The organism is Phaeobacter sp. CC-HEC084, assembly GCF_059429255.1.
This window is the reverse complement of sequence record NZ_JCAIJQ010000002.1, coordinates 1,130,757-1,146,141: the sequence shown is the minus strand read 5'-3', so window position 1 is coordinate 1,146,141 and position 15,385 is coordinate 1,130,757. Positions and strand designations below refer to the sequence as shown.

Sequence of the window (15,385 nt, the reverse complement as noted above, 5' to 3'; positions counted from 1 at the left end):
GCTGATTTTCCGGCATCTTTGGCGGCATCCATTGTCGCCAGCATTTAGAAATGATCTGACCAGCTTCGACAAGGTTGTGAGGAGCCCACGAGATGAAAAAGATCGAAGCCATCATCAAACCGTTCAAACTGGACGAGGTGAAAGAGGCGCTGCAGGACGTCGGTGTACAGGGCCTGTCCGTGATCGAGGTTAAGGGCTTTGGTCGCCAAAAGGGGCACACGGAACTTTATCGCGGCGCCGAATACGTCGTCGATTTTCTGCCCAAGGTGAAAATCGAGGTGGTTCTTGACGACGATCAGGTGGACGGCGCGATCGAATCCATCGTGAACGCGGCAAAGACAGACAAGATCGGCGACGGCAAGATCTTCGTCAGCCCGGTCGAGCAGGCCATCCGCATCCGGACCGGCGAAACCGGCCCCGACGCACTCTAATACCAGATAGCGCCAGCGCGCTGAGATTGCCAAAGGCAGCGTAGCGGGTTGGCGCAGCAACACACGAATTTTCTTACGGAGAGGAAAGCACCAATGAGCAAGGACGCAGTTCTGAAGCTGATCAAGGACGAGGAAGTCGCCTATGTCGACATCCGGTTCACCGACGTACGTGGTAAACTGCAGCACGTCACCGTAGACGTGGACATGGTCGACGAGGATTTCCTCGAAGAAGGCTTCATGTTCGATGGCTCCTCCATCGCGGGCTGGAAATCGATCGAAGCTTCGGACATGAAGCTGATTCCCGACACCGAGAGCGCCTATATCGACCCGTTCTACGCGGAAAAAACCCTCTGCATCCACTGCTCGGTTGTTGAACCCGACACCGGCGAAGCCTACGAGCGTGACCCGCGCGGCACCGCACAGAAGGCCGAAGCCTACCTGAAGTCCAGCGGCATCGGCGATGCGGCGTTCATGGGCCCGGAAGCGGAATTCTTCCTGTTCGACGACGTGCGCTTCTCCAACTCGATCAACAAGGTGTCCTATGAAGTCGACGCGACCGACGCGTCCTGGAACACCGATGCCGAGTATGAAGTTGGCAACATGGGCCACCGTCCCGGCGTCAAGGGCGGCTACTTCCCGGTCAACCCCGTCGACGAAGCACAGGACCTGCGTTCCGAGATGCTGTCGACCATGAAGCGTCTGGGCATGAAGGTGGACAAGCACCACCACGAGGTTGCCTCCTGCCAGCACGAACTGGGCCTGATCTTCGACAGCCTGACCAAACAGGCGGACGAGCTGCAGAAGTACAAGTACGTGATCCACAACGTCGCGCACGCCTACGGCAAATCGGCAACCTTCATGCCGAAGCCCATCGCAGGCGACAACGGCACCGGCATGCACGTGAACATGTCGATCTGGAAAGACGGCAAGCCGCTCTTTGCTGGTGACAAATATGCGGACCTGTCCGACGAAGCCCTGTGGTTCATCGGCGGCATCCTGAAGCATGCGAAAACGCTGAACGCCTTCACCAACCCGTCCACCAACTCCTACAAGCGTCTGATCCCCGGCTTCGAAGCTCCGGTTCTGCGCGCTTACTCCGCCCGTAACCGTTCCGGCTGCGTGCGTATTCCGTGGACCGAAAGCCCGAAAGCCAAGCGCGTCGAGGCCCGCTTCCCCGATCCGGCCGCAAACCCCTACCTGGCGTTTGCAGCCCTGCTGATGGCTGGCCTGGACGGCATCAAGAACAAGATCGATCCCGGCGAAGCCATGGACAAGAACCTCTATGATCTGCCCGCCGAAGAGCTGGCCGACATTCCGACCGTCTGCGGCTCCCTGCGCGAAGCGCTGGAATGCCTGGCGGCCGACCACGAGTTCCTGCTGCAGGGCGATGTGTTCACCAAAGACCAGATTGAGGGCTACATTGCGCTCAAGATGGAAGAGGTCGAAACCTACGAGCACACCCCGCACCCGGTTGAGTACGGCATGTACTACAGCTGCTAATAGCTGCGGCAGTCAAAACTATGAAAGAGCGCCCATCGGGCGCTCTTTTTCATTCACAGGTCCGGCCTTCACTGGACCAACCAGTGGCAGTCTTCAGATCTGGAGCGGTGTGGGCGCTTCAGAAAAGGTTAAGCTCTGCCATCATAATGTCGTAGGGTGCGACATGAGTTTCTCAGAATAGCGAGCGTTCATAATGCAGAAATTCAGCCTCAGGGATCTTGAGCTGATCGACGGCCCGCCCCACCCGGAATTCGACAACCTGACCCGGTTGGCACAACGCACCATTGGCGCCCCGGTGGCTCTGCTCTCCACCATCGACAGCGACGCAGAACGTCAATTCTTCACCAGCCAAACCGGGCTTAGCGGCCCGGTGGCAGAGGATCGGCACGCGCCTCTGTCTCATTCCTTTTGCCAGCACGTGATCCAAAAGGATGCCCCCGTGGCGGTTGAAGATGTCCCCAACCCTCCCCCGGATCTGGGCATGGGTATTGCCCCGGGGCTTGGCATTGGTTCCTATCTTGGCGTGCCGGTTTATCGACCCGGCGGTGTACCCGCTGCGGTGCTGGCGGTAATCGATAACAAACCGCGCGCCTGGACTGAGGCGGACATATCCCTGCTGCGGCAACTGGCCTTTTGCGCCACCGATGCAATCCGGACGCGGGCAACCATGCTTGAAATGGCACATATCAACCGGGAGAGGCGCGAATTCACTTATGCGGTTTCGCATGATTTGAAATCGCCAGCCAATACGCTCAACCTGCTGCTGCAGGAGCTGGATGCCGAACGCGACCGGCTGAGCGAGGACGGAATTTTCCTGCTGGAGCAAAGCCAGAAGACCGCAGCCCGCATGATGCGGCAGATGAATGACATTCTGGAATACTCCCGCGTGGTCGGCGCCCGCATCCAAAAGCGGGACATCGATCTCAACACGCTGGTGGGCGAGCTGGTGCAGGATCTGCAAGGCGAGATCCAGCATGCCGGGGCCACCGTCGACATTGGCCCCCTGCCGGTGGTGACTGGCAACCGAATGCAATTGCGCTGCCTATTTCAGAACCTGATCACCAATGGCATCACCTTCCGCTCAGGCGCGCGCAAACCCATGGTCTCCATTACGTCCGTTTCCGGGGCCAACAAGAGGCAGGAACGCATCGACGTCACCGACAATGGCGCTGGGATCTCAACCTCAGATCAGCAGCAGATTTTTCAGCTGTTCAAGAAGCTGCACAACCCGAATGAATACGATGGCACCGGCATTGGCCTGACACTCAGCCGCCGGATCTGTTCCAACCACAATGGCCTGCTGGAAGTGTCATCTGAGCTCGGACAAGGCTCCACCTTTCGGGTTACCCTACCAAGCGGATCCTCTGCGACCTGAACCGATCAACCGCGTTCGGCCATCGCTGCGGATGACAAAGGCAAATGGGCGGGGCAGTCATTCTTGAACCCCGCCCGTTCTGCCTGTAAAGCCGTCGCTCCCCGGACCCGCAGGAGACAGGTCAATGACCGCCCCCATGACTTTAGGCATCGATTTTGGCACCTCCAATTCGGCAGCAGGTGTGGCGGCGGGCGGGCGCCCCTGGCTGATTGAACTGGAACCGGGCGAACAGACCCTTCCCACTGCGGTTTTCTTTGATCCCGACAGCGGCAAGATGCGCATCGGACGCAGCGCCACCCGGGCGCTGATTTCCGGCGACGAGGGCCGCTTCATGCGCGCCCTCAAAAGCCTCCTTGGAACGCCCCTGCTGCACGAGGAACGTCGCCTTGGCGGGCAGCGAATGACCCTTTCGGCGGTAGTCACCCAGTTTCTGGCTGAGGTCAAAGCCCGCGCCGAGGCGCAGACCCACATGACATTCACCCATGCCCTGTCGGGCCGTCCGGTGCGGTTTCACAGCCGCGATGAGGCCCGCAATGCCCAGGCCGAAGACGACCTCCGTGCCTGCTACCTGGCTGCCGGATTTCAGGACGTGCGCTTCCTGCTGGAGCCCGAAGCGGCGCTGCGCGCAACCGAGGCCCGCTCGGGGCTGGGGCTGATTGTCGATATCGGTGGGGGCACTTCGGACTTTACCGCCTTCCGGCAGGACGCTGACGGCACCACTGATATTCTGGCCTCCTACGGGATTCGTCTGGGCGGTACCGATTTCGACCAGCAGATCAGCCTGGCCCGTGTTATGCCGCTTCTGGGGCGAGGCAGCAGCATCCGCAACAGTTTCGGCAGCGGCACCCTGCCCGCGCCGAACCGGATCTACAACGATCTGTCCAGCTGGCAGATGATCCCGTTTCTTTATACGCCCGAGCACCGCCGCGCCGCACGTGACCTCCAGCAACAGGCCAGCGAGCCGGACAGGCTGGCGCGCCTCGTCAGCACGCTGGAGGATGAACTGGGCCACGACATCGCCTTTGCGGTGGAGCGCGGCAAGATCGCAGCCAACCACCCGCAGGACGCCGACGCACAGATCGATCTCAAGGTTCTGGAGCGCGGCCTGCAGGCCTCTCTTTCTGGCGATGACATCTCGGCCTTACTGGAGGCACAGATGCAGGAACTGGCCGAAGCCGCCGCAGAGACACTGAAACTGGCAGGCACTGCCCCGGAAGAGGTTAACCGCATCGTTCTCGTGGGGGGCTCGGCATTGCTTGGCTGTCTGCAGCACGAAATTCAGCGCCTTTGCCCGAAAGCGGAGGTGGAAAACCGTCATGCGCTGACAGCCGTGGCAGACGGATTGGCCATCGCCGCCGCCGAGGCCTTTGCCTGAGAGCAACACCAGCACCGAAACGCGCCATATGTCCGTATATTTTCTGCGCGAGAGCGGTAGGCTGGAGGCATCCAGTTCCAGTTTCCGAAGGTTTCCGCCATGCGTATTTTGCCAGTTCTTTGCCTGACCCTGACCTCTTTGCTGCCGGTCGCCTCTGTGGCCGCCTCCTGTGGCAATACCTCTGCGGGCTTTGCCAGCTGGAAGGCAGAGTTTGCGGCCGAGGCCAAGCGCGCAGGCGTCAAGGGCAAGGGACTAAAGGCACTGGCACAGGCACAATACGCCAGCCGCACCATCGCCGCCGACCGCAATCAGAAAAGCTTTCGCTACAGCCTTGAGAAATTCATGCAGCTGCGCGGCTCAGCCACGATTGTTGCGCAGGGGCGCAAACGCAAAGCCCGCAACCCACAATTCTACACGGCACTGGAAAAGAAATACGGCGTGCCCGCAGGTGTTCTGATCGCCATTCACGGCATGGAAACCGCCTTTGGCCACTTCATGGGGGACAGTCAGGTGGTTTCGGCCATCGTGACCCTGACCTACGATTGCCGCCGCTCTGATTTCTTCCGGCCCCATGCTATCGGCGCGCTGAAGCTGGTGGATCAGGGCGCGATCACCCCCGCGACACTCGGCGCCAAACATGGCGAGCTCGGCCATACGCAATTCCTGCCCGGAAATGCGCTGACCTATGGCGTGGACTGGACCCGCGACGGGCGCGTTGATTTCTATGATCAACAGGATGCGTTGGCCTCGACCGCGAATTACCTGCGCAAAAAAGGCTGGAAACGGGGCAAGGGATACCAGCCGGGGCAGCCGAATTACAAAGTCCTGAAACAATGGAATGCGGCAACCGTTTATCAGCAATCACTGGCCATCATGGGGCAGCAGATCGACGGCTGAACGTCGGGCTTGGCGCGCGGCCGCGGATTGCTGGCACGGTAGCCGACTGAGTCCATTCCCCCATACTGCGAACAGTCCGTCCATTTGCCACGCATTGTAATCACTATGGCATCAACATGGCCGCAGGGCGCCCGGTTTCAGCCACATTCGGCGGGGGCTTGTGCCAAACACGACTGACATCACATTGTTTTTATTTGAATAAAAATTTACCGACCTGCCCTGGCGGGATTTTTTGCCCCGCCCCTCAGAACCTGTTCTGATGCCTCACTTTGTGCCTTTTCCCTTTGTAATATTGGGTTAACGGCACCCCGAACGAAGGAGGCTTGAGAATGACACAGGTAGAACAGTTCAAAGGCAGGCTCGGTTTCAAGACCCGCAGCAACCGGCTCCTCAACAAGGGGCTGATCCAGGCGGTCGATATGCTTGAGGAATACGGCCACCCGATGGCGCAGATCAACACTCGGGCGGCAAACCGGGTCGAGATGGAAGGCGATCAGTACCGGGTTATCCTGCGGCTGCGGCGCCTACCGCTGCGGCTTGGCATGCATGTCCCGGCGGGCCTTTCTGCTCCGGCAATCTTCCTTGAGGTCACCATGGAGCGCCTCTACCCCAGCGGCAGCGATAGCGAGATCACCGAGATCCTGCTCGCGGTACTCCTGCGCCGTCTGGCCGAAACGCTATCGCCCACGGTGGTGTTCTGGCAGGACGCGCCCAAGGCGATGACCTGCGACGCTTTTCTCGGCGTCTTCAACCTGCATCACGCGGCAGACATGGCAGATACGGCAGAGGCGCAGGCCACGGCCGAAAGGACGCCGGGCTCCCTGCTCAGCCGCCCGGCGTCCGACAATATCCACCCACGTAGTGCATTACCCCGGCGCCGCTCCGCCCGGGCTGCCCTGCCCGCGCCCTCCCCGTTCAAACCGACCGGAAAATCGCGGACCTCGGCAAAACTGTTTGCCGCCCGCAGCGGCGCAAACCAGGCGCCCGTGGCCGGGAAGCCGCGCGGACGTTCCTGTTTCGCGCCGGTGGAGGCGATGGCAGATGATCTGGACCAGCAATGCGCCCGCCACGTGCGCACCGATCCAGCACACGCCGATCAGGTCGTGGATCTTTCGGGCCTAAAACCCGCTCAAGGCGGTGCGCGGGCGCAAGGCATCGTGACATGGGCTGCAACCGGACTGGTTGCGATGCTGTCGGCGCCCGCTGCCCTGCTGCTTTTGCTGGTTGAATTGCTCAGGGGCTCCCAGCTGACCCCGCGCAGGCAAGCCCTGAGCCTTGGTGTCTTTCTGGCCCTGTTGCAAAGTACGGAAATGGTTCAAGCCGCAGCAAAGGTCCTGAAGCTACCAACCCCCTGAACTCCGAAGCCCCCGGACCAGCGGGCGCCTTGCCGGATGCAGCCTATACGGTCTCGATATCCTGCTCGTCCTGCTGCCATTGGCGCAGGACGTCGGCGCGGCTCAGCACGAAGGTGTGGATCGAAAAGACAACCGCGCGGGTGCGAGGCAGACGCAGAATGCTCTGCGTTTCGCTGCGCATGAACCCGGCTTCTTCGCTGCGCGGCTGTTCGCGCGGCGCATTGGCGCTGCGGGGCTGGTGCAGCATCGGATCGTGATACCACAGCGCATTGAACCGCCACAGCGGGCGATCCACCTGCACGCCGTCAAACAGCCGCTGCACCCGGGCCGCAATATTGGCGTCATAGCTGTCGACCGGCACATGAATGGCAGTCAACGGACGCATGAATTTTTCAGACAATGTCCAGCTTGCCGGGAAACACAGAACCGCGCCGGTTAGCACGTGCTCCGCCGCGCCTTCGGGTTTCTCCAGAATGCAGAAATCCTGCTGGGTGATCCGGCCAAGGGTTCCCAGGGGATCCTGCCAATCGATCCGCACCGTCACCCCATCGGGGCGTTGCACGTGACCCTTTGCACCGGGGTAAAGATGCGCCAGTACCCGCTCGAGCAATTCTTCGGCAGCGGGACGGCCGCCCTCATCCAGCATCAGGACCTTGTCCCGGGCGGTGTCCAGCAGACGCTCACGCTCCGCCATCTGGTCGCCAAAGGCATCATCCGAACGCAGCCAATCGGCCACCGGCAGGGGTTTGATCCCCGGCAAACGTTGCGAGGCAAGCGGGTTGTACGGGATCTGGGTCTGTAGAATCGCTGTCATGTTATGGTGCTAGCATAAATTTGATCAAAAGGAGGAGGCCCTGTGTCCCGTTCAGCCAAAAACCACTAAAAAATCACGCGACCCACCGTCGCAGAGGCAAGTTTAGGCGCACTGCCGTCAGCAGGCACTGGCCCCGCGCAGAAACCCCGGCAGTTTCTCACGCAACACAAGAACGCTTGGCGCTGTTGTTCGCTCTTCCAGCCGGACCAGCGGGACCCACTCCAGCTCGTGGGATTCGTGGCTGACCTGAATTTCCCCCGCCGCAGCGCGAAACAGGAAACGCACGTCATAGTGCAGATGTGCGCATTCTTTGGGCGATGCCGGAATTTCATGAATATCGACGTCAAACACCTGCGGCGACAACATCTCAAGTCGGGAAAGGCCACTTTCCTCATAGGCTTCCTTTTGGGCCACAAAGGGCGCATCGAAAATCCCGTCGCAATGGCCGCCGAGCTGCAGCCAGCGGTCCAGTTTTGCGTGGTGGGTCAACAGGACAGAGGACATATCCGTAGAGAGAACAAAGGCCGAAGCGGTAACATGCCCGGTGGCCGGATCGCGATCAAAGGCGCGGGGTTCTGACGCGCAGAACCGGCCAAGACGGGACCACATGTCATGGTCGCGTGCTTTTTCAGGGCTGTACCCTCCGATGCCGATGATGTGCTCCATGGTCTCGCCCCTTCACCTTCACGTGTTATTTTCGGCCCGCGCCTTGCCGAACCCCGCCTGCTGCCGCACCTTAGGATCGAGAAAACCAAAGGCCAATCTTCCATGCCCACAGAACGCATCACGTTTCCCGGACACGCCGGGACCGCGCTAGCTGCGCGCCTCGACCTGCCCGAGGGGCCTGTCCTTGCCACCGCCCTGTTCGCACATTGCTTTACCTGTTCCAAGGACATCCCGGCCGCCCGGCGCATCGCGGGGCGTCTGGCCTCGATGGGTATTGCGGTCCTGCGCTTTGACTTTACCGGTCTTGGGCATTCGGATGGGGAGTTCGAGAACACCAGCTTCTCCTCCAATGTCTCGGACCTGATTGCCGCCGCGCAGTATCTGGCGGGGCGCGATATGGCGCCGCAGCTGCTGATCGGGCATTCGCTGGGCGGCGCCGCGGTTCTGCGTGCCCGCGCGGGCATTCCCTCGGTGCGCGGTGTGGTGACCCTTGGCGCGCCTTATGATCCCGAACATGTGGCCCACAACTTTGGCTCCCAACTGACCGAGATCGAAGCGGTCGGCGCCGCCGAAGTCTGCCTTGGCGGGCGTCCCTTCACCATTCGCCGCCAGTTTCTTGACGATATCCGCGCCAGCGCCTTGGGCCCCTGCATTGCAGGTCTGGATGCGGCCCTTCTGGTGATGCATGCCCCGCGCGATGAAACCGTCGGGATCGACAACGCGGCCGAGATCTTTGCCGCCGCCAAACACCCCAAGAGCTTTGTCACGCTGGATGACGCGGACCATCTGATTTCCCGCGCGCAAGATGCCGAATACGCCGCCGAGGTGATTGCCGCCTGGGCCGGGCGCTATGTGGAGATGACACCGCCCGCCCCGCCCCCCGGCGCGCCCGAGGGGATCGTGCGGGTTGCCGAAGCCGATCCCGAAGGCTTCCTGCAGGACATTCAGTCCGGCCCCCATCACCACGCGCTGGCCGATGAACCGCTGGCCTATGGCGGCACCAATCGGGGCATGTCCCCCTATGGTTTCGTCGCAGCGGGGCTTGGCGCCTGCACCTCGATGACCATCCGGATGTATGCCCGGCGCAAGGAATGGCCGCTTGACAGCGTTTCGGTTGATGTGTGCCACGACAAGGTGCACGCGCAGGATGCTGCCCCGGCGGGTCCGGCCAAGATCGATCAATTCACCCGGAAAATCAGCCTCTGCGGCACCCTGACACCGGATCAGCGCGCAAGGCTGCTGGAGATCGCCGACAAATGCCCGGTGCATCGCACATTGGAAAGCGGGGCCCGGGTGATCACGGTAGACATTTCGCCTCACTAAGTTCAGCGCCGCTGAGCGTAGTCCATATACGATACGGACAGGCGGCTTTTTCGCCGCCCGTCCGCGCAATTCCTGCGCCGATTGATCGATATCAAGGCCCGCCCTTTGTTCTTAGCCATGATCGCCTGCAATGCAATCGCACCCTTATTGGCACGACAGGAGACGCAACATGGGACTGGTGAAGAAACTGGAGCAAAGCTCGGACCTCGTGAACGGCATGGCCGACCGCCTTGGTATCGACATGGGCGAGATCATCGCCCGTGACCCGGAGCACGAAGGCCCCAAGCTAATGCGCGCCATCATGCGCTGCAGCCATTGCGACGATCAGGCAGGCTGCACCCAGTTGCAGGCGGATCAGGATCATCTGGACGCGGCCCCGGCCTATTGCCGCAACAAGGACGTCTTTGACCGTATCAGCCAGGGCTGACCCGATCAGCTAGGCTCCGCGGCGGGCGGACAATACGTCCCGCCCCCGCCGTGGCGGCTTGTTCCTTTGGGCAGAGCGGTCTATGACGCGGCGCAAGTGTTCCCGCAATTGCGAAAGGTGTTTCCGCCGATGATCCCCCGTTATGCCCGCCCCGACATGGTCGCCATCTGGTCCCCCGAGACCAAATTCCGCATCTGGTACGAGATCGAGGCGCACGCCTGTGACGCGATGGCCGATCTGGGCGTGATCCCGCGCGAAAACGCCGACGCCGTCTGGAAGGCCAAGGACGTGGAATTCGACGTCGCCCGCATCGACGAGATCGAAGCCGTTACCAAACACGACGTCATCGCCTTCCTGACCCATCTTGCAGAACACGTGGGCAGCGAAGAAGCGCGTTTCGTGCACCAGGGCATGACCTCATCAGACGTGCTGGACACCTGCCTCAACGTGCAACTGGTGCGCGCTGCCGACATCCTGCTTGCCGATATGGACAACCTGCTGGCCGCGCTAAAAAAGCGCGCGATGGAGCACAAGAACACCGTGCGCGTCGGCCGTAGCCACGGCATCCACGCCGAACCCACCACCATGGGGCTGACCTTCGCCCGTTTCTATGCCGAGATGGACCGCAACAAGGCGCGCCTGCAGCAGGCCCGCGAAGAGATCGCCACCGGCGCGATTTCCGGCGCGGTCGGCACCTTTGCCAATATCGACCCCGCGGTGGAAGAGCACGTCTGCGAGAAACTGGGCCTCAAGCCCGAACCGATTTCGACCCAGGTCATCCCGCGCGACCGTCACGCGATGTTCTTTGCCACGCTGGGCGTCATCGCCTCCTCGATCGAGAACGTCGCCATCGAAATCCGCCACATGCAGCGCACCGAAGTTCTGGAAGGCGCCGAATTCTTCTCGATGGGCCAGAAAGGCTCCTCGGCGATGCCGCACAAGAAGAACCCGGTGCTGACCGAGAACCTGACAGGTCTGGCCCGTCTTGTGCGCATGACCGTGATCCCGGCGATGGAGAACGTGGCGCTGTGGCACGAGCGCGATATCTCGCACTCCTCGGTCGAACGCGGCATTGGCCCGGACGCCACCGTGACGCTGGACTTTGCCCTGAACCGTCTGACCGGCGTCATCGACAAGATGTTGATCTTCCCCGAGAACATGCTGGAAAACATGAACAAGTTCCCCGGCCTGGTGATGTCGCAGCGGGTGCTGCTGGCGCTGACGCAAGCGGGCGTGTCCCGCGAAGACGCCTATTCCATGGTGCAGCGCAACGCGCTGAAGGTCTGGGAAGAGCGCCTTGATTTCCAAGAACTGCTGCTTGCAGACCCCGAGGTTGTTGCTGCCCTCGGCGAAGATGGCATCAAGGAAAAATTCGACATGGGTTATCACACCAAACATGTCGACACGATCTTCAAACGGGTGTTCGGCGCCTGAACGGTAGCCCCATCTGACATGTGACAGCGCCCCGCCAAAATGGCGGGGCGTTTTTCATTTACGCACCCGCCACTGGGCAAATATTCGCCAGAGAGTACCGGAAGCTCCCTTTTCCTGGGAATTCCCCTCCCTTGAGCTGGTAAATCAGGCTAGATTCCCTCCATAACCCGTAATGAGGATCCCCGATGCGTGCCATCGTTCTTGCAACCGTGATGTCCCTGCCCGCGATGTCACTTTCCGGGGCAGCCTTTGCCGCTGGCGACAATACCTTCACGGCTCCGACCACCACGCAAACCACCAAGGAATGCACCGGAGCGCAGGTCTGGGACGAAAAAAAAGGCAAATGCGTAGACGCCAAGGATTCGGCGTTGGATGCCGATACGCTGTATGACGCGGTGCGTGAACTGGCCTATGCGGGCCGACTGAAAGACGCGCAAATGGTTCTGGCCGCGATGCCGGATCAAAGCGAAGGTCGGGTCCTGACATACTGGGGCTTCACCGCCCGTAAGCTCGGCCAGCCAGATGAGGCCAACGCCTATTACCAGCGCGCCATTGCTACCGATCCCGACAACCTTCTGGCCCGCTCCTATATGGGACAAGGCTTTGTCGAGGAAGGCAAACTGGGGCTGGCCCTGGCCCAATGGAAGGAAATCCGTGCGCGTGGCGGCACTGGCAGCTGGCCTGAGGTCTCGCTCTACAAGGCGCTGCAGAGCGGACAAACCTCAAGCTATTGAGCTTTAGTCTTTCTTTACCGCTAATGGCCTATCTTGATCCCAACAGAAAGAGAATCTTTTTGGCAAGGGTCCTATAGATGCAAGACGACCAGATGTTGGCGCTCCCCATGGCGACAGGCGGTGATGGATTAGGAGATTTTTCGGCTCCGGCTCCGCTTGGTGGAATGGGGGGAGGATTGGATAGTCCCATGGGTGGATCGCTCGGCGGCTCCGCTTCCCATCTGAGCGGCAAAGCAAAGGCGGCGATCGTCGTACGCCTGCTGCTGAACGAAGGCGCCGACATCCCGATTGAAGAACTGCCCGATGAGCTGCAGATGGAACTGACCCAGCAGATGGGGAAGATGCGCATCGTCGACCGCGAAACGCTCTATGCCGTTGCCAGCGAGTTTGCCGAAATGCTCGACAACGTTGGCCTGACCTTCCCCAACGGGCTGGCTGGCGCGCTGACCGCCATGGATGGCAAGATCAGCCGCCATACCGCCAGCCGCCTGCGCAAAGAGGCCGGCGTGCGTCAGTTCGGCAATCCCTGGGACCGTCTGAAACAGCTTGCACCCGAAGATCTCGCCTCGCTCGCCGAAGCAGAAAGCACCGAAGTTGCGGCCGTGCTGCTGTCGAAACTCGACACCGCCAAGGCCGCACAGATGCTGGCTGCCCTGCCAGGCCCCGTGGCCAGGAAAATCGCCTATGCCGTCAGCCATACCAAAAACGTGACCCCGGACACCGTCGACCGGATCGGCCTGTCCCTGGCAGCGCAGGTGGAGGCCCGCCCGGATCTGGCCTTTGACACCACCCCGGGCCAGCGCGTCGGCGCCATCCTGACCGAAGCCGCCGCAGCCAAACGGGACGAGGTTCTGACCGCACTGGAAGAAGAAGACGAGGAATTCGCCGGCGACGTGCGAAAGGCGATCTTCACCTACGGCCTGATCGCTGAGCGCATGCACCCACTGGATGTACCCAAGCTGATGCGCGTGCTGTCCCAGCCCGATGTGGTCACCGCCATCGCCTTTGCCAGCGCGGAAGAGGACGTTGCCTCTAGCGAATTCCTGCTGGAAAACATGTCGAACCGCATGGCCAACAACATCCGTGAAGAAGTCACCGAACGCGGCAAGGTCAAACGCGCAGATGGCGAAATCGCCTTCAGCCTGATCGTCAACGCCATGCGCGATCTGGTGAACAACGGGGAAATCGAGCTGAGGTCTGAGGACGGCGAAGAGGACGAGTAAGTACTGATCTCTCCCGCCGTCTCTACCGATACACTTTGGGTACCCGGCTGACGGCTTGTACACAATGGCGGCCGGGATTAAGTAGACATGCTCTATGTGATCCCAGCCCAGCAGGCCCATACCCACAATGCCCGTCGCCGCCTCCGAGCTTTCTCCGGCCCAAAAAGCAAAGTATTTTGCCAGCAATCTTTTTTTGCGTGGCGTGATCGGCGCCATGGGGCTGATCCCCTATCGCACGCGGCTGGCGGCCATGGGTCGTCTGGTGCGCGCCGCCGCGCCGCTGGCGGGCTTTGACCGGCGGATCCGTGACAATCTGGCCCTTGTCTGCCCCGACCTGCCGCCCGAGGAGGTGGACCGGCTCTGCCGCGAAGTCCCCGACAACGCCGGGCGCACCTTTGCCGAGCTCTATGCAGGCGCACCCTTCCTTGCCCGCGCCAAGGCTGCGCCAATCACCGGTGAGGGTCTGACCGCGCTCGAGAAAGCACGCGCTGACGGGCGCCCTGTGATTCTGGTCACCGGTCATTTCGGAAATTATGACGCTGCCCGGGCCGGGTTGATCGCACACGGTTTCCCGATGGGGTCGCTCTACCGGCGCATGGCCAACCCCTATTTCAATGATCACTACGTCCGTGCCATCGAAGGCAACGGCAAACCGATGTTCGAGCAGGGCAAACGCGGCATGGTCGAAATGGTCCGCCATCTGAAAAAGGGTGGCAATATCGCCATCGTCGCCGACCTGCACGTGCATGGCGGCGAGGAGATCCCATTCTTCGGCAAGCCTGCCGTCACCTCTACCGTTCCTGCGGAACTGGCGCTGAAATACGGCGCGGCACTGATCCCGGTCTACGGCATCCGGCAACCCAATGGCATTGATTTCGAAATCCACCTCAACCCGGAAATTCCGGCGTCAGATCCCATCACCATGACCCGCGCGATCTGCGACGATCTGGAAAGCGTCATCCGCAAGTATATGGGGCAATGGTTCTGGATCCACCGGCGCTGGAAAGCATACACGCCGCCGAAAAAGCCCAATACCGATCCCGCGGGATAATGCCGACCACGGCAGGTACAGGCGCCCCCAGGAATTGGCGCTGATTACTTCAGCTGCGCGGCGGCTATGATGGGGCCGCTGCCAGCCTCTTGCACCAGCACGGCCAGCGACTGATCCCCGGGCAGCGGCACGGTTAGGGTCAGACCCTCCTGCCCGTCCCATTCGGCGACCTGCTGCCAGTCCTCGACGATATTGGCATAGGCCATGGTCCGTCCTGCCAGCTCTCCGCGGCTGATCGACACCCGGCGCAGCGGCGTGAACCGCACCACATCAACCCGCAGCGCCCCTTTGGGCAGCGCGCCGCGAGCCTGAACCGAGATTTCGACACCGGCCGCCGTTGCCGTCAGATCCAGCGCCACCGGCTGCGCGCCGGTCTGGTGCCGTTTGATCGCATCACCTACTTTCAGCGGGTCGGCGGCATGAACATCCTCCTGCCCCATCACGATCATCTGCGGAGTATGAACCATGTTACGGCCCATCGCCCGGGCATAATCCTTTTGCCGCCGAGTATAGGCCGGATCGGCAAAGACGTCCTTCCAGCCGATGTAATCCCAGTAGTCGACATGAAACGCCAGCGCCAGAACGTCCTCGCGTTCTACCAGTTTGTGCATCAAGGCATCGGCCGGCGGGCAGGACGCACAACCCTGCGAGGTAAAGAGCTCTACCACCACCGGCTGATCCACCTCTTCCGCACGGATCGCGGCAGGCATCGCAAGGCACAACACACTGGCAAGAGCGGCAAAACGCATCATTGTTCGGAGTACCCCTTTGGTCGTGATC

General features: G+C 61.2%; 15 protein-coding genes. 12 read left to right on the top strand and 3 right to left on the bottom strand.

What is annotated here, in order from left to right; translation table 11 throughout:
* Positions 1 to 92 precede the first annotated feature (92 nt).
* From AC5SSZ_RS05915 to AC5SSZ_RS05890, 6 genes are all read left to right on the top strand, one after another.
* A complete protein-coding gene (locus AC5SSZ_RS05915) occupies positions 93 to 431 on the top strand; it encodes a P-II family nitrogen regulator (protein WP_065270448.1) in 339 nt (112 codons plus the stop codon).
* A 93-nt stretch (positions 432 to 524) separates the two neighbouring features.
* A complete protein-coding gene (gene glnA, locus AC5SSZ_RS05910) occupies positions 525 to 1,931 on the top strand; it encodes a type I glutamate--ammonia ligase (protein ID WP_495437579.1) in 1,407 nt (468 codons plus the stop codon).
* A gap of 193 nt (positions 1,932 to 2,124) precedes the next feature.
* On the top strand, positions 2,125 to 3,306 hold the full coding sequence (locus tag AC5SSZ_RS05905) for an ATP-binding protein (protein WP_495437578.1): 1,182 nt from the start codon (positions 2,125 to 2,127) through the stop codon (positions 3,304 to 3,306).
* Positions 3,307 to 3,430: 124 nt separating this feature from the next.
* Positions 3,431 to 4,681: an Hsp70 family protein gene (locus AC5SSZ_RS05900; protein ID WP_495437577.1), complete on the top strand. Its 1,251-nt coding sequence runs from the start codon at positions 3,431 to 3,433 to the stop codon at positions 4,679 to 4,681.
* A 99-nt stretch (positions 4,682 to 4,780) separates the two neighbouring features.
* On the top strand, positions 4,781 to 5,578 hold the full coding sequence (locus AC5SSZ_RS05895) for a lytic murein transglycosylase (RefSeq protein ID WP_495437576.1): 798 nt from the start codon (positions 4,781 to 4,783) through the stop codon (positions 5,576 to 5,578).
* A gap of 329 nt (positions 5,579 to 5,907) precedes the next feature.
* On the top strand, positions 5,908 to 6,933 hold the full coding sequence (locus AC5SSZ_RS05890; RefSeq protein WP_495437575.1) for a hypothetical protein: 1,026 nt from the start codon (positions 5,908 to 5,910) through the stop codon (positions 6,931 to 6,933).
* Between the two features lie 43 nt (positions 6,934 to 6,976).
* Here AC5SSZ_RS05890 and AC5SSZ_RS05885 read toward each other — a convergent pair whose 3' ends face one another.
* Together AC5SSZ_RS05885 and AC5SSZ_RS05880 are read right to left on the bottom strand one after the other, a co-directional pair.
* Positions 6,977 to 7,747 carry a heme-dependent oxidative N-demethylase family protein gene (locus AC5SSZ_RS05885; RefSeq protein WP_495437574.1) on the bottom strand — a complete coding sequence of 257 codons (771 nt, stop codon included), beginning with the start codon at positions 7,745 to 7,747 and terminating at the stop codon, positions 6,977 to 6,979.
* 117 nt (positions 7,748 to 7,864) lie between these two features.
* Complete coding sequence (locus AC5SSZ_RS05880; protein WP_495437572.1) at positions 7,865 to 8,413, bottom strand: NUDIX hydrolase; 549 nt, start codon at positions 8,411 to 8,413, stop codon at positions 7,865 to 7,867.
* A 102-nt stretch (positions 8,414 to 8,515) separates the two neighbouring features.
* Here AC5SSZ_RS05880 and AC5SSZ_RS05875 point away from each other — a divergent pair, with 102 nt between their 5' ends.
* The 6 genes from AC5SSZ_RS05875 (at position 8,516) to AC5SSZ_RS05850 (ending at position 14,605) form a co-directional block, all read left to right on the top strand.
* Positions 8,516 to 9,736, top strand: coding sequence for a bifunctional alpha/beta hydrolase/OsmC family protein (locus AC5SSZ_RS05875; protein WP_065270456.1), 1,221 nt, complete (start codon positions 8,516 to 8,518; stop codon positions 9,734 to 9,736).
* A gap of 169 nt (positions 9,737 to 9,905) precedes the next feature.
* On the top strand, positions 9,906 to 10,163 hold the full coding sequence (locus AC5SSZ_RS05870; protein WP_347510069.1) for a DUF6455 family protein: 258 nt from the start codon (positions 9,906 to 9,908) through the stop codon (positions 10,161 to 10,163).
* 129 nt (positions 10,164 to 10,292) lie between these two features.
* A complete protein-coding gene (purB, locus tag AC5SSZ_RS05865; RefSeq protein ID WP_065270458.1) occupies positions 10,293 to 11,597 on the top strand; it encodes an adenylosuccinate lyase in 1,305 nt (434 codons plus the stop codon).
* A gap of 185 nt (positions 11,598 to 11,782) precedes the next feature.
* Positions 11,783 to 12,331: a tetratricopeptide repeat protein gene (locus AC5SSZ_RS05860; RefSeq protein ID WP_065270459.1), complete on the top strand. Its 549-nt coding sequence runs from the start codon at positions 11,783 to 11,785 to the stop codon at positions 12,329 to 12,331.
* Positions 12,332 to 12,408: 77 nt separating this feature from the next.
* Positions 12,409 to 13,554 (top strand): flagellar motor switch protein FliG, encoded by a 1,146-nt coding sequence (locus tag AC5SSZ_RS05855; protein ID WP_495437569.1) that lies wholly within the window; start codon positions 12,409 to 12,411, stop codon positions 13,552 to 13,554.
* Between the two features lie 127 nt (positions 13,555 to 13,681).
* Positions 13,682 to 14,605: a lysophospholipid acyltransferase family protein gene (locus AC5SSZ_RS05850; protein ID WP_495437567.1), complete on the top strand. Its 924-nt coding sequence runs from the start codon at positions 13,682 to 13,684 to the stop codon at positions 14,603 to 14,605.
* Positions 14,606 to 14,649: 44 nt separating this feature from the next.
* On the opposite strand, the gene AC5SSZ_RS05845 is transcribed toward AC5SSZ_RS05850, so the two are convergent.
* Positions 14,650 to 15,357 carry a DUF1223 domain-containing protein gene (locus AC5SSZ_RS05845; protein WP_274829142.1) on the bottom strand — a complete coding sequence of 236 codons (708 nt, stop codon included), beginning with the start codon at positions 15,355 to 15,357 and terminating at the stop codon, positions 14,650 to 14,652.
* Positions 15,358 to 15,385: the final 28 nt, after the last annotated feature.

Coding starts and splice junctions, on each gene's coding strand:
- AC5SSZ_RS05915 (WP_065270448.1), top strand. CDS start 93: ATGAAAAAGATCGAAGCCATCATCAAACCGTTCAAACTGGACGAGGTG.
- glnA (WP_495437579.1), top strand. CDS start 525: ATGAGCAAGGACGCAGTTCTGAAGCTGATCAAGGACGAGGAAGTCGCC.
- AC5SSZ_RS05905 (WP_495437578.1), top strand. CDS start 2,125: ATGCAGAAATTCAGCCTCAGGGATCTTGAGCTGATCGACGGCCCGCCC.
- AC5SSZ_RS05900 (WP_495437577.1), top strand. CDS start 3,431: ATGACCGCCCCCATGACTTTAGGCATCGATTTTGGCACCTCCAATTCG.
- AC5SSZ_RS05895 (WP_495437576.1), top strand. CDS start 4,781: ATGCGTATTTTGCCAGTTCTTTGCCTGACCCTGACCTCTTTGCTGCCG.
- AC5SSZ_RS05890 (WP_495437575.1), top strand. CDS start 5,908: ATGACACAGGTAGAACAGTTCAAAGGCAGGCTCGGTTTCAAGACCCGC.
- AC5SSZ_RS05885 (WP_495437574.1), bottom strand. CDS start 7,747: ATGACAGCGATTCTACAGACCCAGATCCCGTACAACCCGCTTGCCTCG.
- AC5SSZ_RS05880 (WP_495437572.1), bottom strand. CDS start 8,413: ATGGAGCACATCATCGGCATCGGAGGGTACAGCCCTGAAAAAGCACGC.
- AC5SSZ_RS05875 (WP_065270456.1), top strand. CDS start 8,516: ATGCCCACAGAACGCATCACGTTTCCCGGACACGCCGGGACCGCGCTA.
- AC5SSZ_RS05870 (WP_347510069.1), top strand. CDS start 9,906: ATGGGACTGGTGAAGAAACTGGAGCAAAGCTCGGACCTCGTGAACGGC.
- purB (WP_065270458.1), top strand. CDS start 10,293: ATGATCCCCCGTTATGCCCGCCCCGACATGGTCGCCATCTGGTCCCCC.
- AC5SSZ_RS05860 (WP_065270459.1), top strand. CDS start 11,783: ATGCGTGCCATCGTTCTTGCAACCGTGATGTCCCTGCCCGCGATGTCA.
- AC5SSZ_RS05855 (WP_495437569.1), top strand. CDS start 12,409: ATGCAAGACGACCAGATGTTGGCGCTCCCCATGGCGACAGGCGGTGAT.
- AC5SSZ_RS05850 (WP_495437567.1), top strand. CDS start 13,682: ATGCCCGTCGCCGCCTCCGAGCTTTCTCCGGCCCAAAAAGCAAAGTAT.
- AC5SSZ_RS05845 (WP_274829142.1), bottom strand. CDS start 15,357: ATGATGCGTTTTGCCGCTCTTGCCAGTGTGTTGTGCCTTGCGATGCCT.